Source organism: Mesorhizobium sp. M7A.F.Ca.US.008.03.1.1 (assembly GCF_003997495.1).
Taxonomy (GTDB): Bacteria; Pseudomonadota; Alphaproteobacteria; order Rhizobiales; family Rhizobiaceae; genus Mesorhizobium.
The window spans coordinates 1-22,392 of sequence record NZ_RZRU01000039.1 but is presented as its reverse complement, the minus strand read 5'-3'; the positions used below and the strand labels follow the sequence as shown (position 1 = coordinate 22,392).

18 protein-coding genes are annotated in these 22,392 nt (G+C 63.8%); 8 read left to right on the top strand and 10 right to left on the bottom strand.

Annotated elements, in window-relative coordinates:
- The first annotated feature begins 13 nt into the window (after nt 1-13).
- Nucleotides 14-1,837: a phosphogluconate dehydratase gene (edd, locus tag EOA16_RS31385; RefSeq protein ID WP_127261596.1), complete on the top strand. Its 1,824-nt coding sequence runs from the start codon at nt 14-16 to the stop codon at nt 1,835-1,837.
- Between the two features lie 67 nt (nt 1,838-1,904).
- Here the strand turns inward: edd and EOA16_RS31380 are convergent, their stop codons facing one another.
- From EOA16_RS31380 to EOA16_RS31365, 4 genes are all read right to left on the bottom strand, one after another.
- Entirely contained in the window at nt 1,905-3,569 is a 1,665-nt protein-coding gene (locus EOA16_RS31380) for a VWA domain-containing protein (RefSeq protein WP_127261595.1), read from the bottom strand.
- 384 nt (nt 3,570-3,953) lie between these two features.
- Nucleotides 3,954-4,952, bottom strand: coding sequence for a GlxA family transcriptional regulator (locus tag EOA16_RS31375; RefSeq protein ID WP_164754447.1), 999 nt, complete (start codon nt 4,950-4,952; stop codon nt 3,954-3,956).
- Nucleotides 4,953-4,972: 20 nt separating this feature from the next.
- Nucleotides 4,973-5,872 (bottom strand): bifunctional methylenetetrahydrofolate dehydrogenase/methenyltetrahydrofolate cyclohydrolase, encoded by a 900-nt coding sequence (locus EOA16_RS31370; RefSeq protein WP_127261594.1) that lies wholly within the window; start codon nt 5,870-5,872, stop codon nt 4,973-4,975.
- Between the two features lie 180 nt (nt 5,873-6,052).
- The gene (locus tag EOA16_RS31365) at nt 6,053-8,596 is read right to left on the bottom strand and encodes a GumC family protein (RefSeq protein ID WP_127261593.1); all 2,544 of its coding nucleotides are present in this window, start codon (nt 8,594-8,596) and stop codon (nt 6,053-6,055) included.
- Between the two features lie 198 nt (nt 8,597-8,794).
- Between EOA16_RS31365 and EOA16_RS31360 the strand changes: the two genes are divergently transcribed.
- Nucleotides 8,795-10,090, top strand: coding sequence for a lipopolysaccharide biosynthesis protein (locus tag EOA16_RS31360; protein WP_127261592.1), 1,296 nt, complete (start codon nt 8,795-8,797; stop codon nt 10,088-10,090).
- On the opposite strand, the gene EOA16_RS31355 is transcribed toward EOA16_RS31360, so the two are convergent.
- The 3 genes from EOA16_RS31355 to EOA16_RS31345 are packed head-to-tail and all read right to left on the bottom strand — an operon-like array spanning nt 10,087 to nt 12,970.
- Nucleotides 10,087-11,010 (bottom strand): DUF6492 family protein, encoded by a 924-nt coding sequence (locus tag EOA16_RS31355; RefSeq protein WP_127261591.1) that lies wholly within the window; start codon nt 11,008-11,010, stop codon nt 10,087-10,089. The two genes, EOA16_RS31360 and EOA16_RS31355, sit on opposite strands and share 4 nt — an antisense overlap.
- Nucleotides 11,007-11,801, bottom strand: coding sequence for a WecB/TagA/CpsF family glycosyltransferase (locus tag EOA16_RS31350; RefSeq protein ID WP_127261590.1), 795 nt, complete (start codon nt 11,799-11,801; stop codon nt 11,007-11,009). Before EOA16_RS31350 ends, EOA16_RS31355 begins: the two co-directional genes overlap by 4 nt.
- Nucleotides 11,798-12,970, bottom strand: a complete 1,173-nt coding sequence (locus EOA16_RS31345; RefSeq protein ID WP_127261589.1) for a glycosyltransferase family 4 protein — start codon at nt 12,968-12,970, stop codon at nt 11,798-11,800. Before EOA16_RS31345 ends, EOA16_RS31350 begins: the two co-directional genes overlap by 4 nt.
- Before the next feature lie 172 nt (nt 12,971-13,142).
- On the opposite strand from EOA16_RS31345, the gene EOA16_RS31340 reads away from it, so the two are divergent.
- Genes EOA16_RS31340 through proC form a run of 3 tightly spaced genes read left to right on the top strand, consistent with a single transcriptional unit; the run spans nt 13,143 to nt 16,323 of the window.
- Nucleotides 13,143-14,141: a glycosyltransferase gene (locus EOA16_RS31340; RefSeq protein WP_127261588.1), complete on the top strand. Its 999-nt coding sequence runs from the start codon at nt 13,143-13,145 to the stop codon at nt 14,139-14,141.
- The gene (locus EOA16_RS31335) at nt 14,110-15,447 is read left to right on the top strand and encodes an O-antigen ligase (protein ID WP_127261587.1); all 1,338 of its coding nucleotides are present in this window, start codon (nt 14,110-14,112) and stop codon (nt 15,445-15,447) included. The genes EOA16_RS31340 and EOA16_RS31335 overlap by 32 nt, the downstream gene beginning before the upstream one ends.
- A gap of 60 nt (nt 15,448-15,507) precedes the next feature.
- Entirely contained in the window at nt 15,508-16,323 is an 816-nt protein-coding gene (gene proC, locus EOA16_RS31330; RefSeq protein WP_127261586.1) for a pyrroline-5-carboxylate reductase, read from the top strand.
- A 50-nt stretch (nt 16,324-16,373) separates the two neighbouring features.
- On the opposite strand, the gene EOA16_RS31325 is transcribed toward proC, so the two are convergent.
- Both EOA16_RS31325 and EOA16_RS31320 read right to left on the bottom strand, forming a co-directional pair.
- Nucleotides 16,374-16,616, bottom strand: a complete 243-nt coding sequence (locus EOA16_RS31325) for a type II toxin-antitoxin system VapB family antitoxin (protein ID WP_127261585.1) — start codon at nt 16,614-16,616, stop codon at nt 16,374-16,376.
- Between the two features lie 68 nt (nt 16,617-16,684).
- The gene (locus tag EOA16_RS31320; protein ID WP_127261584.1) at nt 16,685-17,998 is read right to left on the bottom strand and encodes an NAD(P)H-dependent oxidoreductase; all 1,314 of its coding nucleotides are present in this window, start codon (nt 17,996-17,998) and stop codon (nt 16,685-16,687) included.
- Nucleotides 17,999-18,342: 344 nt separating this feature from the next.
- Here EOA16_RS31320 and EOA16_RS31315 point away from each other — a divergent pair, with 344 nt between their 5' ends.
- The 3 genes from EOA16_RS31315 to EOA16_RS31305 all read left to right on the top strand — a co-directional run bounded on the left by EOA16_RS31315 (nt 18,343) and on the right by EOA16_RS31305 (nt 20,591).
- Nucleotides 18,343-19,749: a PTS transporter subunit IIC gene (locus tag EOA16_RS31315; RefSeq protein WP_127261583.1), complete on the top strand. Its 1,407-nt coding sequence runs from the start codon at nt 18,343-18,345 to the stop codon at nt 19,747-19,749.
- 75 nt (nt 19,750-19,824) lie between these two features.
- Nucleotides 19,825-20,286 carry a PTS sugar transporter subunit IIA gene (locus EOA16_RS31310; protein ID WP_063170054.1) on the top strand — a complete coding sequence of 154 codons (462 nt, stop codon included), beginning with the start codon at nt 19,825-19,827 and terminating at the stop codon, nt 20,284-20,286.
- A gap of 17 nt (nt 20,287-20,303) precedes the next feature.
- On the top strand, nt 20,304-20,591 hold the full coding sequence (locus tag EOA16_RS31305; protein ID WP_023809203.1) for a PTS sugar transporter subunit IIB: 288 nt from the start codon (nt 20,304-20,306) through the stop codon (nt 20,589-20,591).
- Nucleotides 20,592-20,624: 33 nt separating this feature from the next.
- Here EOA16_RS31305 and EOA16_RS31300 read toward each other — a convergent pair whose 3' ends face one another.
- Nucleotides 20,625-22,019 carry a multicopper oxidase family protein gene (locus tag EOA16_RS31300; protein WP_127261582.1) on the bottom strand — a complete coding sequence of 465 codons (1,395 nt, stop codon included), beginning with the start codon at nt 22,017-22,019 and terminating at the stop codon, nt 20,625-20,627.
- Nucleotides 22,020-22,392: the final 373 nt, after the last annotated feature.

The following is a 22,392-nucleotide window of genomic DNA, read 5'->3' as shown; positions in this document are numbered from 1 at the left end:
AGGACCGACCGCCATGACCGCCAGACGCGACATCGAAGCCATCACCGAGCGCATCCGCCAGCGCTCAAAGCCAGGCCGCGAGCGTTATCTCGGCCGTATCGCCGAGGCGTCGAACCGCACCGCCAACCGGGCCGTTTTGTCGTGCGGCAACCTCGCCCATGGCTTTGCGGTGTGCAGCCCCTCGGAAAAGCTCGCGCTGGGGGCCGACAAGGTGCCGAACCTGGGCATCATCACCTCCTACAACGACATGCTGTCGGCGCATCAGCCGTTCGAGACCTTCCCCGCGCTGATCAAGGATGCAGCCCGCGAAGCTGGCGGCATCGCCCAGGTGGCAGGCGGCGTGCCGGCGATGTGCGATGGCGTGACGCAAGGCCAGCCCGGCATGGAGTTGTCGCTGTTTTCGCGCGATGTCATCGCCATGGCCGCCGCAATCGGCCTGTCGCACAACATGTTCGACGCCGCCGTCTATCTCGGCGTCTGCGACAAGATCGTGCCGGGGCTGGTGATCGCGGCACTCACCTTCGGCCATCTGCCGGCGGTTTTCATTCCGGCCGGACCGATGACCACCGGCCTGCCCAATGACGAAAAGGCCAAGGTTCGCCAGCTCTATGCCGAGGGCAAGGCCGGACGCGCCGAACTGCTGGAAGCCGAGTCCAAATCTTATCATGGACCGGGCACCTGCACCTTCTACGGCACGGCGAATTCCAACCAGATGCTGATGGAGATCATGGGCCTGCACACGCCGGGCGCTTCCTTCGTCAACCCCGGCACGCCGCTGCGTGAGGCGTTGACCCGCGAGGCGACGAAGCGGGCGCTGGCGATCACCGCCCTTGGCAACGCCTATACGCCCGTCGGCCGGATGATCGACGAGCGCTCGATCGTCAACGGCGTCGTCGGCCTGCACGCCACCGGCGGCTCGACCAATCACACCATCCACCTGATCGCCATGGCGGCGGCGGCCGGCATCGTCATCACCTGGCAGGATATTTCCGATCTGTCGGAAGCGGTGCCGCTGCTGGCACGGGTCTATCCGAACGGCCTCGCCGACGTGAACCATTTCCACGCCGCCGGCGGGCTCGGCTTCCTGATCCGTGAACTGCTCGACGAAGGCCTCCTGCACGAGGACGTGCAGACGGTGTGGGGCGAAGGGCTGCGGCCTTATGCGGTCGAGGCAAAGCTCGGCGCCGACGGAGGCGTGGTGCGCGAAGCCTCGCCGAGGGCAAGCGGCGACGAAAAGGTGCTGGCGCCGTTCAACAAGGCATTCCAGGCGACCGGCGGCCTGAAGGTGCTGTCGGGCAATCTCGGCCATGCCGTCATCAAGACTTCCGCCGTGAAGCCGGAGCGGCGTATCATCGAAGCGCCGGCCAGGGTCTTCGACAGCCAGCAAGGGCTGAATGAAGCGTTCAAGGCCGGCACGCTGACCGGCGATTTCATCGCCGTCATCCGCTTCCAGGGGCCGAAGGCCAATGGCATGCCGGAGCTGCACAAGCTGACCACGGTGCTCGGCATCCTGCAGGATCGCGGCCAGCGCGTGGCGCTTGTCACCGACGGGCGCATGTCGGGCGCCTCCGGCAAGGTGCCGGCGGCGATCCATGTCACACCGGAAGCGGTCGAGGAGGGTCCTATCGCCAGGATCCACGAAGGCGACATCATCCGGCTCGACGCCGATGCCGGCACACTCGAAGTTCTGGTGCCGGCCGGCGACTTCGCGCTGCGCCGGACGGCGGATGCCGATCTCATCGGTAACGAGTTCGGTTTCGGCCGCGAGCTGTTTGCCGGCTTTCGGCAACTGGTCGGCCGCGCCGACCATGGCGCAAGTGCCTTCGGCACAGCTTGACGGCAGTTCTGCGTAGTTCATGAAAAAGGGCGGCACATGGCCGCCCTCTTTCGGTTGTGCAACGATTCTATTGCACGGTTAGCTCGGCTCGCTCGCCGGCCCTGACCGTCACGTTGCCTTCTTTCGAACTGTTGTCGGATTTTTCCGAGACGACGGCATAGTCGCCCGCCGGGATCGCTGCCTGATACTTCTGGTCGAATGCATAGCCAAGCGACTTGCGGTTTCCGTTCATGTCCTTTTGGGCCTCGAAAATCTCGATCTTCGAGGCTCCGGGCGCGGTGATCGCCAGCACGCCGGCATTCATTGCGATCTTCAGATCCTGAGATTCGCCGACCTTGACGGTGAACGGCTGCTCGACGACGGCGAGATCAACCGTCGCAATCAACACATAGGCATCGGGCGGCAGATCGAATTTGCTGTCGGGTCCGTAGGCATAGGTCACCTCGTCCCTGGTTCCATCGATCTTCTTTTTTGCCTTGACCACCTTGAAGCCGATACCCGAACCGTCCGCTTTGTCGCCGCCGGAAGTATAAAAAGCATTGGCAACAACATGGCCGACACCGGCAATAATGTCCTTTTCCACGGTCTTGCCGGCAGCCAGCGGAATCGTCTCGGTAGCCACGCCCTGCCCGATCGTGACAGTCACTTTCTCGTCGCCAGCCGGCAACACGGCTTTCGTGGTCCCATAGAAGGTGGCGGGCATGTCAGCACCAGGATACTCGATGACGACCGCCGCGCCATCGGCGACATCTGCCCCCTCGCTCGGCCGCGGATGGATGATAAGCATGCCGGCATTCAAGTTGAAGAGCGGCTTGTAGACCTGGCCTGCCTCGATCTTGACCTTCTGCTCGGTCTTGGCCTGGCCGTCGCTGGCCACGACGATATAGTCACCCGGTTCCAGATTGGCCTTATAGGCGCCGTATTCGGTGCCGACGTAGTCGCCGCGCGTACCGTCGGGTTTCGCCTTGTATATCTCCCAGGCGTTGCCGTCAGTGACGGGATCGCCGCCCTCGGCAAGCACCGCTATCGGGAGGAAATTGAAGTCAGGTTTGGCCGGCTCCGGTGCGGGCGCAGGCGCTGGAGCGGGTGCCGGCGCTGGTTCATGAGCCGGCGCCGCCACGGTCTCGGCAAGCGCCTCCTGCAGCGCCTTCTCGTCGGAGGCCTGGATGTATTTGCCGCCGGTGTTGTCGGCGAGGCAGGCGATCTGCTTGCCCTCGTCGGCGGTGAGGCCGAAGCCGACGACGTCTGCGGTGAAGTCGACGCCGGATGCCTCGAGCTCCTTGCCAAGCGCGCAAGGGTCGCCACCGCATGTTTCGAGCCCGTCGGTGATGAGCACGACCGTCGCCTTGTCCTCGGTGTATTTCAGCGCCTCGGCCGCCTGTTTGACCGCCGCCGTCAACGGCGTCTTGCCGAGGAATTTCAGGCTGTCGGCGGCGGCCGAAATGGCGCTGCCCGAACCTGCCTGCGGCGGTACGATCAGCTGGATGTCGTCGCAGCTGCCCTTTTCACGGTGGCCATAGGCCATGAAGCCGATCTCGTCGTCGGTGGGGACCGATTGAAGCACGGTTCGAAGCGACTCGCGGGCGATTTCGAGCTTGGGCTTGCCGTCGATCTGCGCCCACATCGAGCCGGACGCATCGAGAATGATGATGACCTTGTTTGCGGCGAAGCCGAACGTCGTCATCGACAAAAGGAGGATCGCCGCAGCGACGCCCCGTGCAAGTCCCGCCATCGAAATCTCCTAAATCCGCCCCTGATCCGGGCGGCAAGCTATTTGACGCGGCGCCGGGACACAAGCCCGGGCGCCCGGTGCGTAGGGCTCCGAACCCAGCTTGACAGAAGTCCTGACGACAACCAGTTCGGCGGTGTCGGCAGTGCCGATAATTTTCCACGATAGGAATTTTTTCTTGACTGGGTGCCCTCAGCTATGGTACATATTCCGCCATGGTGCTGATTTGCGCCGGTGACCCGCCGCTCAGGCGGGTTTTTCGTTTGATGCAGCCGTCAACCTACCCGCCGGCGAAGACTCCGAAGGAACCCGTTAACCCGAATTCGCTGCCCCGGCCCGATGCGCCGGGGCCGAATGCCTAACTTTTCAACGAAAACGAAAACCCGCTCAGTAGGTCGTGCGGCGCTCTTCCGAGGGCGGCCTGCCGAATTGCAGCCGGTAGCTCTGGGCGAAGTAGGAATGCGAGGTGAAACCGGTCGCGATCGCCACGTCGAGGATCGGCATGTTGGTCTGGCGCAGCAGTTCGCGCGCCCGCTCCAGCCGCAGCCGCATGTAATAACGGCCGGGCGTGACGCTGAGATGGCGCAGGAACAGGCGCTCGACCTGGCGCACCGACAGGCCGGCGGATTTGGCCAGTTGTACCGCCGAAAGCGGCTCGTCGAGGTGGTCGGCCATCAGTTCGACGATGCGCCTGAGCTTCTCCGACTTGCCGGTCAGGTCGCGTTCCGGCCCGACGCGCTGACGGTCGCCGGCCGAGCGGATGCGTTCGTGCTGGAACTGGTTGGCGACACCATTGGCGAGGTTCGAGCCGAAATCGCCGCGCACGATCTCCAGCATCAGGTCGATCGAAGTGGTGCCGCCGGCACAGGTGTAGCGCTTGCGATCGATCTCGAAGACGTTGCCGGTGCAGTTGATGTCGGGGAAGCGTTCGACGAAGCCGGCACGGTTTTCCCAATGAATGGTGCAACGATAGCCCTCGAGCTGGCCGGCCTCGGCCAACAGGTAGGAGCCGACCGACAGGGCACCCAGCGCATTGCCGCGCCGGCCCCAGCTTCGCAAAGCCGCCAGCACCTTGCTCTTGCCGGGGAATTCCGTCGTCAGCCCAACCGAGACGAAAAGGATATCGACTGGCGGCAGGTCGGCAACGGCGTAGTCGATCTTGAGCGGCAGGCCATTGGAAGCCATCACCGGATCGCCATCGGCCGACACCGTCGTCCAACCGTAGAAGTCGCGGCCAAGCAACCGGTTCGCCGACCGGAACGTATCGATCGCGGCAGCCAGCGAGAACATGGAGAACTTGTCTACCAGCAGGAAAGCGAACTGCCGGCCGCCTTGAACGGGGTCCGTGATGACCGGCCGTTCTGGGGGAACACTGGGGTTCGGCAAAGCTGCGGCTTTCTGGCGGGTCAGAAGGACGGCCGTTTCAATCCGGCCGCTAGGTAGGCCGAGGCTAACGTATTGGCCATTAGCATGGCAATGGTCATCGGCCCGACACCGCCAGGCACCGGCGTGATGGCGCCGGCGGCCTTGGCCGCTTCGGCATAGGCGACATCGCCGACGAGGCGGGACTTGCCCTCGCCCTTTTCCGGCGCCGGAATGCGGTTGATGCCGACATCGATGACGGTGGCGCCTAGCTTCACCCAATCACCCCTGATCATCTCCGGCCTGCCGACGGCCGCGACAAGGATATCGGCGGTGCGGGCCAAGGCCGGCAGATCCCTGGTGCGGCTGTGGGCGATGGTGACGGTGCAGTTGGCGGCAAGCAGGAGGTTGGCCATCGGCTTGCCGACGATGTTGGAGCGGCCGACGGCGACGGCGTTGAGGCCGGACAGGTCCTTGCCGCGCACCCGCTCGATCAGAAGCATAGAGCCGGCCGGTGTGCAGGGCACGAAGGCTGTCTCGAGTTCACCGGTGCCGAGCTTGCCGACATTGATGAAATGGAAGCCGTCGACATCCTTTTCCGGCGCGATGGTCTGGATGATCTTGCCGGCGTCGATGTGGGCCGGCAACGGAAGCTGCACGAGGATGCCATTGATGGCCGGATCGGCGTTGAGGTCGCCGATGATCTTCAGCAATGCCGGTTCTGAGGTTTCGGCCGGCAGCGTGTGCTGGACGGAATGAAAGCCGCATTCCTTGGCGGTGCGCGACTTGGACGCGACATAGACCTGGCTGGCGGGATCCTCGCCGACGATGACCACGGCAAGACCGGGCTTGGCCTTGCCCTTGGCGACAAGTTCAGCCGTCAGGGTCTTGACCGCCCCCACAACGTCCCCGGCAACGCTCTTGCCATCAATCACTTCGGCCATGGACTACCCTCAATACCAGAATGCCCAAGCGCGTCGCTTCCGGAAGCGACGCGCTTTTCGATCTTTCACAGCGTGGCATTTTCACGAAAATTCCAACATGCAATCCCGCCAAAGCGCCGTCCCATGCCGTTTACGCGAAACCGGCATGTTTTTGTACGGCACCGCGCAGATTTTTATGGCTCAGAAGTAGCGGCGCCGCGCGCGGCTCTCGGTCAGTTCGCGAACCGCTTCGCGGAATTCGCGCAGGCTGGCGCGGATTTCCTCGATTGGCGCTTGCTGCTCGGCATCCTCCACGGCCCGCGACGGCTCCGCCGATCGCTGATGAGGCTGAGGCGCCTGCTGCTGCGGCGGCTGTGGATAGGACTCCGATGCAGGCTGAGCCGGATCTGGCTGCTGCCCGGCATTGGCGGCCGGCATCGATTGCGGATAGGGATAGCCAGGCTGCTGCGCGTAGCCCAATGGCTGCGCGTAGGGATAGAGCTGCGGCCCGGAATATGGCCGCTGCGCCACCATGGGAGGCGGCAGTGGCGGCTGCGCCGTCTGCTGCGGATGGCCGCCGGGCTGGAAAGGCGGCGCCGGGTATACTGTCGCGACCGCCTGCCGAGGCTCGAAGGCCGGCGCCGACTGGGGATAAGCGCGGTATTGCGGATCCTGCATTGGCTTCCCGTTTTCGGCAGAGGCCCATTCGACGGTATCGAACGGCTCCTCCCGGGATGGCCTGCGGGAGACGGACTTGTGCAGCCTCGACAGCAAGGCACCGATCCGGCCGGGACCTTCGGCCGGCGAGACCTCTGCTTGCTGGACGGGCGGTGGCGCGGCCGGCGGTGGTGATGCAGGCGGGGGTGTCGATGGCTGCGGCGCTGGTGGTAGTGGCGGCGCCGGCGGCGGCGCTGCCCGATATGCCTTGTCTTCGTAAGACGTCCGGCGTTCGTCCGCGCCATGATCGCGGCGCGATCGCGAATTGGCGGTGTCACGCAGGCTCTCATAGGCGCCACGCATGGCTCCGAGGCCAATGCCGGAGGCGAAGCCCAGCAACAGGCCGGCGAGCGCGACCACGACCCGCGACGGCCCGTTCGGCTCGAGCGGCGCGAAGGCCTTCGAGATCACATTGATGTTGGCTGTGTTGATGTCCTTCTGCTCGCCGGTCTCCTTGGCGCGCAGCAGATACTGTTCGTAGACGGAACGCTTGGCGGTGGCCTCGCGCTCCAGTTCGCGCATCGACACGAGGTCGCTGTTGACGTCGCCGCTGCGCACCTTCAGCTGCGCCAGGCGAGAGGCAAGATCCTGTTCGAGCTGGACCGCGCGCTTGAGGTCGACCTGCAGCGACGAGCCGATGCGGCGCAGCTCCGAGGCGATGCGGTCGCGTGCGCCGGCAATCTGGGCATTGAGCGCCTGGAGTTCGGGGTGACGCGGGCCGAACCGGATAGCAGCGCGGTCAGCCTCCTGCTTGAGCGATGCATATTGCGAACGCAAATCGCTCATCGTGTTGGAGTTGATCTCCTCCGGCAAGGTACCGGTGAGGACCGAATTGACGTCGACCGACCGCGCCGAAGTCGCCCGGGCGTTGAGTTCCAGCGTGCGGGCGCGCGCGACCGACAGCTGCTCGTTGAGTTTCAGCATCTCGTCGTCGCTGATGAGATGGCCCTGCGCGTCGACGAGATCATGGGTAGCCCTGAAATCCTCGACCTTGCGCTCGGCCGCCTCGACACCCTTGCGCAACTCGTCAAGCCTGGCCGTCAGTTCGTCGGTGGCGCGGCCCGCGGTGTCCGACTGTATCTGGCCGAACGTCTGCAGGAAGACATCCGTCATCGTGTTGGCGATGAGGGCCGATTTCTCGCCATTCTGGGTGGTGGCACTGACGGTGATGACGAAGGTCTTGCCGCCGCGCTCGACCGAAAGGCTCTCAGCCAGATTGCCGACAGCAAGCGCACGGCGACGGCTGTCGTCGACCCCCTCCGGTCCATCATTGCGGGACAGGACGGAGCGGATGAGCGACATGACGCTGAGGCCGCCGCTGCCTTGCCCATTGAATTCCGGATCGTTGACCAGATTGAGCTTGTCGACGACCTTGTTGAGAACGGTGCCTGAGGTCAGCACGCGAACCTGGTTCTCGACGATGGCCAGCGTGGCATCGGAAGCGACGACCGACTGGGTGAGGTCGCGGTCGGTGAGCTTCAGGTCGCGCGGGTCGACGATCAGTTCGGTGGTGGCCTCATATTTCTTCGGCGTCGACAGCGCGATGGTGACGCCGAGCGCGGCGCCCAGTAGTGTCGTCGTCACGATCAGCAGCTTCGACTTGCCGACACCGCGCACCACCTGCATCGGATCGATCAGCGGCTTCCACTGCTGGCTGTCCATGCCGTCGTTGTGGGACGCCGGCGCGTCGCCTGCAGCGTAAGGTTCCGATGTGCGACGGGCGCGACGGGCGCCAGCGGTTTCGGCGGCACCAATTTGTGTCCGTGGCGTGGTTTGCGCGCGGTGCGGCGATGAAGCCCGCTCCTGATCCTCGTCGGACGCGAACGGATCCGGCAGTTTAGGGTTGCGCGCCTCGCGCTGCGAACGGGCGAGGCGGTGACGCGTGGCGGCATCCTCGCGCCATGACGGGTCTGCCCGGTCGCCTATCGAGACCAGCGACGCGTCGGGTTCGTCGCCGCGCACAGCCTGGCCAAGCGCCAGCAATGAGCGCTCGCGCTTCCAGTCTTCGCGGTTTTCCCTGTCGACCATCGTCTGGAACTTTACCTTTGGCGACCTGCGAACGGCGATTGGCCATTCGTTAAGCCACGCTAAACAGGCATGGAAAACAAAAGGTTAATTTTCCCCCGCCGAAGCGTCGGTTTCTCGCTTCGGTTGCATCTATTTTCGACACGGGCTCAGGCTCCAGAACGGCACGTTAAGTTTTCCGGCCTAGGCTCTCCCTGAGACATGACGCAGGCCAGTGACATACCGCAAAGGCGGCCCCTCGCCCGGATCGGCAGCTTTTTGGCCGAACGACGGGGGCTGCTTCGCGACTATTTCTCGGCGATCAGCGGCGCCGGTGGGCGACTGGTGTTTTCGCTGGCCTATTTCATTGCGCTGGCCAACACGCTGTCCATTTCCGAATTCGGCATGTTCGCCACCGCGTCGGCGGCAGGCGTCATGCTGTCGCGCATTCTCGCCTTCGGGTTCATCTCGGCACTCTATCGTACCGCCACCATCCGCCCCAATCTGATCGGCACCTTTTCCGCCGGCTTCCTGCTGCTCGGCGTGCTGTCGCTGCCGCTGCTGGCCGCGGCCTCGTTCGGCGTCTATCTGCTTTTCTTCGCCGACACCGTGCCGCTGTCGGTGTTTGCCGCAATCGTCTTTGCCGAAGCGCTGTTGTGGCGACCGGTGGAGGTGGCGCTGATCGTCAACAACGGCCTGGGCAAATTCGGCCGCGCCGCGCTGCTGGCCATCCTGGCGACGGCGCTGCGGGCGCTCGGCGCGGTGCTGTTCATGTTCTCCGCGCAACACAGCGTCTGGATATGGTCTTGGTTCTATATCGGCGCCAATGCCGCCTCGCTGCTGATTGCCTTCGGCTTCTTCTACCCGCGCCAGAGGCTGCGGCTGCGCGTCGCGCTGTATCTTCGGCGATTGGCCGATTCCATCTATGTGGCGGGCGCCGAAGTGCTGTTCTACCTGCAGATGGAGTTCGACAAGTTGCTGGTGCTGGCGATCGGCGGTCCGCATCTGGCTGGCATCTACGCCATCATCATGCGGCTGGTCGACCTGACGGCCATTCCGATCCGCACCTTCTCGATGATGCTGGTGCAGCGCATGATGCGCGCGCCGGAACTGCTGTCACGGCTGGCGGTCAAGAGCGGTATCGAAGGCGGCGTTTTCGCGGTGTCGACGCTGGCGCTCTTGACGCTCGGTATCGTGCTGCACTTCTTCCCCAATGCACTCGGCAAGAATGTCGCCGAGGCAGCGCCATTGGTGGTGCTGGCGATCTGCGTGCCGGGACTGCGCAATCTTGTCGAATACCAGGCCGAGCTTTTGTTCGCACGCGGCCAGACGCTGGTGCGGGCGCTCAATCTCGGCCTGCTCGCCGGGCTGAAGGCGCTGTTGCTGACCTATGTGCTGACGACCATCCTCGACACGCCGAACCTCGTGCTGTCGCTCAATGTCGTCTTCCTGCTTCTGTATCTCGCCTCGACGCTGCTCACCTATTCGGCGATGCGCAAGCCGGCCAAACCCGTCTAATCCAGCCCAATCAGACGGCGGATGCGGCCGATATCGGTGCCGATGAAGGATTGCATGCCGATCGCCACCTGCTCCGGCGCCATGGCGGCAACGAAGCGGCGGAACTCATCGTCCGACAGCGCTTCGCCGGTCCAGTGGACGCGGCAGAACTCTTCCGAACCGTGGAAGTGGCCGGCACCGTGCAGCAGATCGTCGACATAGCGGCCGTAGATCATGCATTCGGAGAATTTGCGCGCCGAGCCGACGACCTCGACCCAGTCGCGGCCATGGACCTTTTCGATCTCGCCGCACATGGCCAGCACGGTGTCGCGCCGCCACGCGATCAGCGTCGAGATATAGTCATGCATCGACGTCCGGGACGGGTCGATGCCGAGTGCCGATCCCGCATTGCGCGACCAGATGCGATGCTCCTCATGACCTTCTTCCGTCAACACACCGTCGCGGCGGAAAAGGCGCACCTTGCCGTCGCGCCAGAAGGCGCCGCAGTCGAAAGGTTTCAAGAAGGCGACGTCGGAATCGCAGAAGATCAGCACATCTTCCCCGGCATGCGCCGATATGGCGATGCGACGCAATTGCTGCACATGCCAGCCGCGCAGGGGCTGGGTCTTCAGGCTGAGCCAGACGCGCCGGCGAAACAGGCTGAGCGGATCGTCGAAGGCGTGCAGCCAGCGCGGCAGCAATTCACGCTCGTCGACGACCGTGCGACGGCCGGTTTCCAATTGGCGAAACAGACCGACATCGCGATGCTCGACCAGTATGTAATGGTGCGCCGCGCCGGAAACGTGGCGATCAAGTGTCTCGCACAGCAGGCGGCAGCGCTCGAAGTCGGGCGCGTAGCTTGCCGTCACGATTGCCGCCGTCGGTGTCTGCCGCAGCGGGCTTGGCTCGACAGCGGCACCTGGCACGAACCTGCTGTTCACTTGATATCCCTCGCTGCTTCGGGTGTACGCGAGAATTTCTGCCTGACGACGCGCAGCAGGAACAGGGGATTGCCGACCACATAACGGCGCCACAGGCGGCCCGGCTCGACAGCCAACCGGAACAGCCATTCGAGCCGCAGCCGGCGCATCCACAAGGGCGCGCGCGGCACCGCGCCGCTCAGGAAATCAAGCAACGCGCCGACGGCGATCGGCAGCGTGCAATGGCGCGCGTCGATATGGCGTTCGATCCACAATTCCTGGCGCGGCACGCCCATGGCGACGAGCAGCACGTCGGGCCGAAGCGCGGCAATCCGGTCGACGATTTCCGATTCCTGCGAAGCGGGGAAATAGCCGTCATGGATCACCACGAACCGGTGCTGCACGGCCAGTGCCGCCAGCTTGACCGACGCCGCTTCGGCATTGACGCGCGTCGCGCCGAGCAGCCCGACGGTCAGCGGCGTCGTCGAGGCCTGCAGGAAGGCCGGGACGAAATCGGTACCGTTCAGATTGTCGGGAAACGGCGCCCCGTAGAGGAGTCTCGCCGCCAGATCGATACCTATGCCGTCGGGCAGGATGAGGAAATCATCGAGTGCCTGGGCGAACACCGGGTCGGTATAGGCGATGTTGGCGTTGTGGGCGTTGAGGAAACTGACCTTGGTGAAGCGCCGCTCGGCAATCAACCGGTTCAGCAGGGCGATGGCATCGTTCCAGCGGACCGCAACCACCGGGATGCCAAGGATCGTCTTCAGCTTGTCGAGCCCGGACGCGGCGCGGGCGGAATGCATGTTCATGCAAACGCCTCCTGCCTGACGGGTGCGAGCTTTTCGAGGCCGAGCCGGATGGCAGCGTCGAGCGCCTTGACCTGCGAGCCCCGGAACGCGCTGCCGTCAACGTCGCGGATGTCGGCCGCCTGAGCCTCGAGAGCCTTGGCGAAGGCGACGGGATCGTCGGTGACGACGCAGTTGGCCGGACGGTGGTCGATGCCGCGCAGCGAACGGCTGGTGGCGACCGAAGGCAAGCCGAGCTCGAAGGTTTCGATTGTCTTCAACTGGACGCCGCTGCCGGCGGTGCTGATCAGCGGGATGACGGCAGCGCCGCGCACGAAAGCCTGCGCGTCGGGCACGCGGCCGACAAATTCAACACCCGGATGCTTCGACGCGACGCCGGAAGGCATGTGGCCGGCGATGCGGATGCGGAAATCGGGCCGCAGATGCGGCACGACCTTGCCCAGGAACCAGTCGAGGCCGATGCGGTTCGGCTGCCAGGTCCAGGTGCCGATCAGGGCGGCGTCGCAGTCGATGCGGCGCGGGCCTTTCAGGGTTGGCGCCCGGGCACCGGTCACCAGCGGCAGCACCGCCGAGCGGTTGTGCGAGGCGACACCGAGTGCGACGCGGTCTTCTTCGGCCAGGGTAAAGACGAAGCGCGCCCGGCGGCAGAGACGCTCTTCGACGGTCTGGAGCAGCCTTGCCTCGCGGCGAAACAGCAGGCGCTGGAAGAGGCTGCCGGCGGCAGCGGCATTCTCCCGCGCCGAAAGATGCTCGACATTGTGGGCAACGAAGATCGAAGGCCGCTCAGTGAACAGCTTTTCGAAGGCGCCGGCGAACTGCACGGAATTCAAGACATAGCCATCAACCGGTCCAGCGCGCTCGATGGCGGCGAGAACATCGCTGTCGGACACGGCGCGCAGCTTGACCGACGCGAAGGTGAGGCCCGAAAGCAGCGCCTTGCCGACCCAGGCCAGCTTTTGGCGCGCGGAGGCATTGTCCGTGCGCACGTCGATGGCACCCAGCACCACGGTGTTTTCGGGGTCGGCCGCGGGCTTCCCCGGCCAGGTGAAGCCGATGACGGTTACGCGCGCGCCAGCGCGCCGCAAGGCAGCGATGATCGCAGCGTTGGCGATCTCATAGCCCGAGGCGAGAGCACCGTCGGGCACGATCGATGTGGCGAACAGCAGATGCATCTCACCTATCCTGTGGTGTATCCGGTAGCAAAGTGCGGTGAACCCTTGATTAAGCCAGCACATTCGACGGCCGAAAGTCCCTGTCTGGCGGGCTTCTCCGTGCAAGGTGATTAACGAAACCTTATCAACCGTGGTGCTACCAGAGCCCAACTCACCATGTGGCTGGACACGGATGATCCCTTTGCCATCGGACGGTTCAGTATCGATCGCTGGACGCACGCCGCGGCTCGACGTCGAGGCCGTCGAAGCCGTCGTCACCTTGCCTACCTTCAAGCGTCCCGAGCGGGTGCTAGAAACGCTGGCGTCGCTGCGCGCGCAGCAAACCGGCAGGCGCTTTGCCGTGATCGTCATGGAGAACGAAGCCGCGGCGCGGGCCGGTGCCAAGGCGGCGCTGCCGCTGTTCGAGCGGGGCGAAATGTCGGGGCTGGTGATCATCGCGCATGAGCGCGGCAATTGCAGCGCCTACAATGCCGGCTGGCAGACGGCCATCCTGCAATTCCCGAACTTCAGGCATCTGCTGGTCATCGACGATGACGAGATCGCCGATCCGCAGTGGCTGGAACGGATGTGCCGGGCTGCCGAAACGCTCGGCGCCGATATTGTCGGCGGCCCACAGGTGCCCATGTTTGCCGACCCCGCCCATGCGCGATGGGCCGAGCATCCGGTGTTCGCGCCGCCCTATCGGGAAACCGGACGCGTGCCGGCGCTCTATTCGTCCGGCAATCTTCTGGTCGGACGCAACGTGCTGATCGCCATGGGTCCGCCCTTTCTCGATCTCAGATTCAACTTCATGGGCGGCGGTGATTCCGACTTTCTCAGCCGGTCGGCGCAAAAGGGCTTTGTTCTGGGTTGGTGCGCCGAGGCCAAGGTGTTGGAAACCGTTCCGGCGCGTCGTATCGAAGCCGACTGGATCCGTGCCCGCAGCCTGCGCAACGGCGTCATCTCGACACTGGTCGAAAAGAAGAAGCGCGCCGGCACACCAATGGCCGGCGCCAAAGTGTTGCTGAAGAGCCTGGCACTGCTTGCCGCCTCGCCGTTTCGCGGCCTGATCCGGCTGGCGCGGACCGGATCGCCTGATATCGCCATCTACCCCGTCCATGTGGCGCTGGGCCGCGTGCTGGCCGAATTCGGATATGCCAATGAGCAATATCGCCAGCCTGAGAAAAACTGAGCGCGCGCCGCTCAGCGACGCGTTCACGCGCGAAGGCGTGGCCACCGCCATTGCCGCGCTGCTGTTCACCGTCATCATAGTGTCCTTCCGGCCGTTCCAGCCGGCCGGCGCCGAACTCACCGGTCAAGGCGGCGACATCGTCAACCAGCTTGGCTTCGGTTCGCTCGGCGCCTTGTCGATCTTCTCGCTGATGGCCTTTGCCGATCCGCGCGTGGTGCGTTCGCTGCTCAGCCCGTCCTGGGTGCTGATGCTGGGCTTCTTTTTCCTCTCGGTGATCCTGTCGACCGATCCGCCTTCGGCCATGCGCGCCGCCTCCTTCACCCTGATCGGCATCCTGACGATGGCGACGATCCTGGTGCTGCCGCGCGACGCCGAAGCCTTCTCGAAGGTGATCATCTTCACCGCCGTCGTGGTCATGGGCCTTTCCTATCTCGGCCTCATCGTCTTTCCGCACGAGGCGATGCACACAGCCGACTCGCAGGAGCCCGAGCATGCCGGCCTGTGGCGCGGCGTGTTCACCCACAAGAACATCGCCGGGCCGATCATGGCCTGCCTCAGCTTCGCAGGTCTCTATCTCTACCGGCGCGGACAGCGCTACTGGGGTGCCGGGATCTTCTTCGCAGCGATGATCTTCATGCTGCACACCGGTTCAAAGACGACCGCCGGCCTGGTGCCGTTCTCGATCCTGATCGTGATGTTCCCGAGCCTGATAGGCATGCGGCTCGGCACGCCGATCCTGTTTGCCCTGGCGATCATCGCCACGGCGGTCGGCACACTGGGCATCGTCTTCCTGCCGCCTGTAAAACATCTGGCCGCGATCTATTTCCCCGACATGACCTATACCGGACGTACGACACTGTGGGAGTTCGCCGGCAGCATGCTGACGAAGAAGCCATGGACCGGCTTCGGTTATGAGAGCTTCTGGGGCACGCCGCTCTTGCTCAACCAGGACCAGCCCTTCGACCGGCCGTGGGACATCAGAACCATCGTGCACGGCCATGACGGCTATCTCGACATCGCCGTGCTGATGGGCATCCCGGCACTTTGCGTGGCGGTCTACACCTTCCTCATCGCGCCGCTGCGCGACTACATGCGCATTCCGTTGCGCAGGGAAAACATCTTTCTCGGCGACTTCTTCATGATGGTGGTGCTGTTCACGGCGCTGAACGCCTTCCTCGAAAGCTTCTTCTTCCATCGCGGCGACCCGGTCTGGCTGTTCTTCGTGCTCGGCGTGCTTGGCCTCAGGCAGGTCTCACTCCGGCCGATCGCGGTTCGCGATCCCGATGGTGGTGGCTCGCGATCCTGATAGGGCTTCCCCAGGGAAGCGCCAGCGTCTATGTGAAGGCCTTCCTTCGGAGGGCTTTCGATGACGATCAGGCTTGTTCTCGCCGGCTGCGGCAATATGGGCTACGCCATGCTCTCGGGCTGGCTGAAATCCGGCAAGCTTGCGCCGTCGGCGGTGTTCGTCGTCGAGCCCAATGCCGATCTGCGCAATCGCGCGGCAGCGTTGGGCTGCGGCACATCGGCCGATGCCGGCGATATTCCAGCCGATGCCGTGCCCGATCTCGTCGTCATCGCGGTGAAGCCGCAGGTGATCCGCGACGTCACGGCCGCCTACAAGCGTTTCGGCGATGGCCGCACCACCTTTGTCAGCATCGCCGCCGGCACGCCTGCCGCCACCTTCGAGGAAATCCTCGGTAACCGCGCGCCGATCGTGCGCTGCATGCCCAACACGCCGGCGGCGATCGGCAAGGGCATGATGGTGGTGTTCTCCAACAAGCTCGTGTCCGATGACACCAAGCGTTTCGTCGCCGACCTTTTGTCGGCGAGCGGCGAAGTGACCACCATCGACGATGAGGGCCTGATGGATGCGGTGACCGCCGTGTCCGGATCGGGGCCGGCCTATATCTTCCATTTCATCGAAGCGCTGACCGTGGCAGCCGAGAAGGCCGGGCTGCCGACGGCGACCGCCAAGCTGCTCGCCATTCAGACCGTCTATGGCGCCGCCTCGCTTGCCGCCGAAAGCGGCGAGGAACCGGGCGTGCTGCGCCAGCAGGTCACCAGCCCCAACGGCACGACGGCCGCGGCGCTGGCCGTGCTGATGGGCGAGGATCGGCTGACCAATCTGCTGACGCAGGCGGTGGAGGCCGCGCGGCTGCGGTCGGTCGAACTGGGGAAGTAAGTCACCACTCGGACGCCACCCATGCCGCTGCCGCTCACGGAGCGACGACGTCAGGGATTGCCCCACATGCCGTCGATTTCACCCTTGCTCACTGCCCGACCAGAGTCGCCCGCTTTGGCCCTGAGATCATCGGCAATTGCAGCCAACCGGTCCGCCAGAGGCACATAGGCTCTTTCCCGCTTCAGTTCATTTTCAAGCGCTTCGATAACCGCTCTGGTGATCGAAATCTTTCGCTTGGCGGTAAGTTGAAGAGCGAGTTCGCGCGCACGCGGATCTCTGATGTGAAGGTTCATGTAACCGACCTTTGGCGACATTTGCCCCCACAGTCCATCATTTGTCTTAGCAGCGCCAGCGCGGTCCTTCAGGCCCCGTATAGCATCTCGTCCTGCAGCCGGCGCAAGGCGAACAGCCTTGTTGTCTGGTCAGGCTCTGCATTGCCTGTCGTCAGCAATTCGCCTTTCCTCACCGGTTTCAGCACCTTGCCGCCCTCGAGCAGGCCGACCGGCACGGCGCGCTGGGCACGGGCTTCGCCGACGGTCATGGTCCAGGAGCGGTAGCAGGTCTCGCCGATCGCATCGAAGGTCTCGCCGGCGGCAAGGTCGCGCTTGGCGACGGCGCAGACTTCGGCAACGGGCCGCGGCAGCGGGACCATGTCGGGCTTGCCGAAAAGCATGATGCGGGCGGCGGTCAGCGGTACTTCCAGCGAGGTCAGATGATAGGGCCGGAACAGGCTGTAGTAGGGGCCGTGGCCGATATGCAGATCGTCCATGCGCTCGATGATGCGCGGATGCGTCGCCTCGACGATGACGAAGACGCCAGGCGCGACGCCCTTGCCGACCGTGTAGTCGACGACGCCTTTCTTCGTCAGCAGTCCGCCATCCTCGCGCGGGATCAGCACCTTGGCGAGGTCATCGCGGTCGGCCTTCGGGCCGTGCATGCCGGGCACATCGGGCACCAGCCCAGTGGCGTTGGCGATGGCGCACATCTCGACCATGGTCTTGGAACCGTCGACGAACTCGACCAGCATGCGCGGGTTCATGTTGCGGCGGATCGCTTCGGCGCGATAGTCGTCCGGCACGGCATCGTGGTTGAGCGGGTTGTTCTTGCCCTTGCCGGCCGAGACGATGGTCAACCCGAGCGCCGACGCGAACTCGATCAGTTCCATGCAGCTCGACGGCTCGTCGCCCGCACCCACCGAATAGACGACGCCAAGCCGGTCGGCCTGCTGCTTGAGATAGCAGCCGATGGTGACGTCGGCCTCGACGTTCATCATCACCAGATGCTTGCCGTGCTCCATCGCCATCAGGTCGAAATCGGCGGCGACGCCCGGCTTGCCGGTGGCGTCGATGACGACGTCGATCAGCGGGTTTGTGACCAGCATCTCGTTGGAGGTAATGGCGATCTTGCCGCTCTCGATGGCGCCGGTGACTTTCGAAGCGGTATCGGCTTCGACCGCCATGGCTTCGTCGCCATAGGCGATACGGATGGCATCGCGCGCGGTGTGCGGGCGGCGCGTCGAGACGGCGCAGACCGAAATGCCCGGCATCAGCATGCCCTGCGTGACCAGGTCGGTGCCCATTTCGCCCGAACCGATGACACCGATGCGCACTGGGCGGCCTTCGGCGGCACGCTTGGCGAGATCACGGGCAAGTCCGGTCAGGGCGACGTTGGTCATGCAGGAAATGTCCACAGCTTCGTGATTTGGGTCGGATAGCAGGGAACGGGTTCGATTTGCCAACGAAACCCTGTCACGACCGGCAACTTCCAGCGAAATCGCCCGAGCAAGGGACATCGGTCCAGGGTGATTGGCACAAAGGGTGCCCAATTGACATTGTTGTGAGCAGCCCCAATAAAACATTCGTTTGCTAGCAAAGGCAAATGTTCACCGACGCGACAGTCGGGAAGCATTCGCCTCTGGGGCAAATTGGGGAGTGTCTTTGCGCCAGGGCGCGTCAAAGGCTGGATGGAGCATCATTTGCGAGGCGTCGAGCGAAGGCTCGCGGCTCCAGGGGAGGAAAAATGGATACTGTTCTCGCGGGCCTAAAAGGGGCCATCGATACGCTTGGCCCGACGATCCTGCTGCCAATTGTCATTTTCATCATCGCCGTGGTTCTGGGCGCCAAGGTCAGCAAGGCTTTTCGTGCCGCCGTCACCATCGGCGTCGCCTTCATCGGCATCAATCTGGTGCTTGGCCTCATGTTCACGTCGATTGGCGACGTTGCCAAGGCCATCGTCACCAACACCGGCATCCATCGCGACATCATCGATGTCGGCTGGCCCTCCGCGGCCGCGATCGCCTTCGGCTCATCGGTCGGCCTTTGGGTCATTCCGGTCGGCATCCTCGTCAATATCGTGCTGTTGCTGACACGCATGACGCGCACGCTCAATGTCGACGTCTGGAATTTCTGGCACTTCGCCTTTGTCGGCTCGCTGGTCGTCGCCGCAACCGACAATCTGGCCTATGGCATCGCGGTCGCAGCACTTGTCGCAGCACTCTCGCTGCTGTTCGCCGACTGGTCGGCGCGCGCGGTGCAGCAGTTCTACGGCGTCCCCGGCATTTCGGTGCCTCATCTCGCCTCGGCGCAGATCCTGCCGATCGCCATTGTGCTCAACTGGATCATGGACCGCATTCCCGGGATCAACCGCATCAACATCAACACCGATACGATCGAGCGCAGGTTCGGCGTGTTCGGCGAACCTGTCGTGATGGGCCTGATCATCGGCCTCGTGCTTGGTGCGATTGCCTTCTACAATGCGGGTGATCTCAGTGTGGTGCTGGCAAAGGTTCTGGGCACCGGCATGACGCTGGCCGCGGTCATGCTGCTGCTGCCGCGCATGGTCAAGATCCTGATGGAAGGCCTGCTGCCGGTTTCCGACGCAGCCCAGGCATTCGTGCGCAAGCGCACGGGCGATCGCGAGCTTCTTGTTGGCCTCGATTCCGCGATCCTGATCGGCCATCCGGCCGCGATCTCGTCGTCACTGATCCTGGTGCCGATCGCAATCATCCTGTCCATCATCCTGCCGGGCAACCGCGTCATCCTGTTCGCCGACCTTGCGGTCATCCCCTTCATCGTCGCCATGACCGCGCCGCTGGTCAAAGGCAACGTGTTCCGAATGGTGGTGATCGGCACGGTTACGCTGGCCATCGGCTTCTACGTCGCCAACGCGCTGGCGCCGCTGTTCACCAGTGCAGCAGTCTCATCGGGCTTCAAGCTGCCGGCGGACGCGCTGCAGATCACCTCGGTGGTCGACGGCTTCCTGTGGGTGCCTTATGTGGTCATCGAGGCGATCCAGGGGCTTGGACTTATCGGCATCATCGTGATCGCGGTGGTCATCGCGGCATTGTTTGTCCTCTATCGCCGCAATCCGCTCGGCTGGGAGCGGGCCGCGGGCGTCGAGGACGAGCCGGCCGAAGAGACGGCCTGAACCTGATAGCATCCACCCTTCAAACCGATCGTGCGCCCTACCTCGGGGCGCACGATTTCATCGACGGAGCAAAGAATGTCCGACGGCCTCATGCAGCTTCTGGACCCCGACGCGATCGTGCTCGGATCCGATGCCTCGACCAATGAGGAAATCATCCGCATCCTGGCGGGCCGGCTGGAGACTCTTGGCTATGTCAAAAGCTCCTATGCCGACGCGGTCGTGCGCCGCGAATTGACCATCCCGACCGGACTGCCGCTGGAACGCTCCGACAATGTCGCGGTGCCGCACACCGATCCGGAGCATGTGCTGAAGCCTGGCATCGCGATGGGTACATTGAAGCAACCGGTGACCTTCGCCAACATGGAGGATCCCGACGAGATGCTGCCGGTCGGCTTCGTCTTCCTGCTTGCCATCAACGACAAGGACAAGCAGATTGAGGCGCTGCAGGCCGTCATGGCCACCATCCAGAACCCGCAAGCCTTGGATGATTTGAGGTCGGCCAGAACCCTCGAAGACGTGCGAGCCGTACTCGGCTGAAACAAGGAGAAGCAGAGATGTCCAGACAGAAAACCATTCTCTTTGCCTGCGGCACGGGCATCGCCACCTCGACCGCGGTCAATGTCGCCGTCACCGAGGAAATGAAGAAACGCGGCCTCACCTTCAACGCCCAGCAGGCAAAGGCCACCGAAGTGCCCGGACTGGCCGACAATGTCGACTTCATCGTCGCAACCACCCCGATCTCCGCTTCGGTGACCAAGCCGGTGATCAAGGGCCTCGCCTTCCTCACCGGCATCGGCAAGGACAAAGTGCTCGACGAGATCGAGGCGCAATTGCGCAAGTGACGGTCCAGACGCTACGCGCAGGCTGACGCGGCTTCACACCACCGTGACGTAGCTCGTCATGCCCGATTTCTGATGCTCGATGATGTGGCAGTGCAGCAGCCAGTCGCCGGGATTGTCGGCGACGAAACCGAGCTGAACCTTTTCGTTGGGCTGGATGAGATAGGTGTCGGAAATCACAGGCTGGACCTGGCGCGTCGAGGATGACAGCACCTTGAAGCTCATGCCGTGCAGATGCATCGGATGGGATTGCGGCGTCAGGTTCTCCATGTCGATGACGTAGCTGCGCCCGAGCTTCAGTTCGGCCAGTGGCGCGGTCGGATCCTTGGTGTCACCGGGCCACGGCACTTTGTTGATGGCCCAGAAACTGTAGCCCAGCGAACCGCAGATGCCATCGCTCCGGACGTTTTCCGCCGTGGCGCTGAGCGCCAGGGAAATATGTTGGGCGCTGGTGAGATCTACTTCCGACACCGGATTGAGCTCCAGTGGAGCAACATCGCGAATGTCCCGTTTGAGGGAGTTTCCGGTCGCGTGCAGGGTTGCCAGGATTTTTGGCTTGGTGCCCCTGACGTCCCTCAAGCTGACGATCGCGCCTTCCTCGTCGGGCATGCGGATGGCCAGCTCCAGGCGCTGTCCCGGTCCAAGCAGCAAGGCATCGGGCGAAAAACGCTCAGGCACCGGATTGCCGTCGAGCGCCATGACACTCGCCTCCGCGCCGTCGACGCGAAAAGCGTAGATACGCGTGACGTCGGTGATGGCGACGCGCAGCCGCGCCAGTCCACCGGCCGGCGCATCATACTGCGGCTGGTCGAGCCAATTGGCGGTGCGCACCGTGCCGTAAGTGCCGGTTCTCGCGGCATCGCGCGGCCGGAACTGGTCGATGAACTGACCGTCGTCACCGAGGCGCCAGTCGCGCAGGTTGAGGACGATTTCGGCATCGAATTTCGGGTCGTTGGGATTCTCGACCACAATCACGCCGGTCAGGCCATGGCCCATCTGCTCCAGCGTGTTGCAGTGCGGGTGGTACCAGAAGGTGCCGGCATCGGGCGGCGTGAAGGCGTAGTCGAAATGATCGCCGGTGTAGACGTAGGGTTGGACCAGGAACGGCACGCCGTCCATCTTGTTTGGAACGCGAATGCCGTGCCAGTGGATGGTCGTCGGATCGTCGATCGCGTTGACAAGACGCGCGGCAAAGGGCTCGCCTTTTTTCATTCTGAGCACGGGCGGCATTCCGGCGTTGCCGTAGGTCAGCACATCCCTGGTCGGGCCGACATCCATCAGCCTGGCCTGGATTTTCGCCGTCTGCAGCACCACCGGCTCCGGACTGGCAGCGGCCCAGCTGCCAAGCCTGCTGATGGCCGAGAGTCCGATCCCGCTGGCGCCTGCGATGGCGGCTGTTTTCAAGAGCCTGCGACGTGTCATTCCAGTCATTCAGCGCTCCAACCGCAAAGACGAGTGCCTGGGATTTATCGTCGCCTTGGATCACAGGCGCGCCACCAGTGCAAATGCCGATATTGGCACATCGCATCTCGCCAATGCCATTGCGCGGCCAGAAACTGGCGGGAGGAGAGGCAGCAGGCATAAGTGGTCACCCGGGCCACGCCCAAGCACCTTCGCCTCTTGACCGCGCGCCGCGATCAGTCGATTTGGTTGTGTGCGTCAAGTTCTGCAAAATTGGGCGGCCATGGTGCTGGTCATGCGGCTTGGCGTAGAGCGAGCTTCTTGTGCTCGCGCAGGTCGTCCATGTTGATGTATCGGTTGGCCTCCATCCAGTTTTCGTTGGTCTCGACGGCCAACGCCCTGA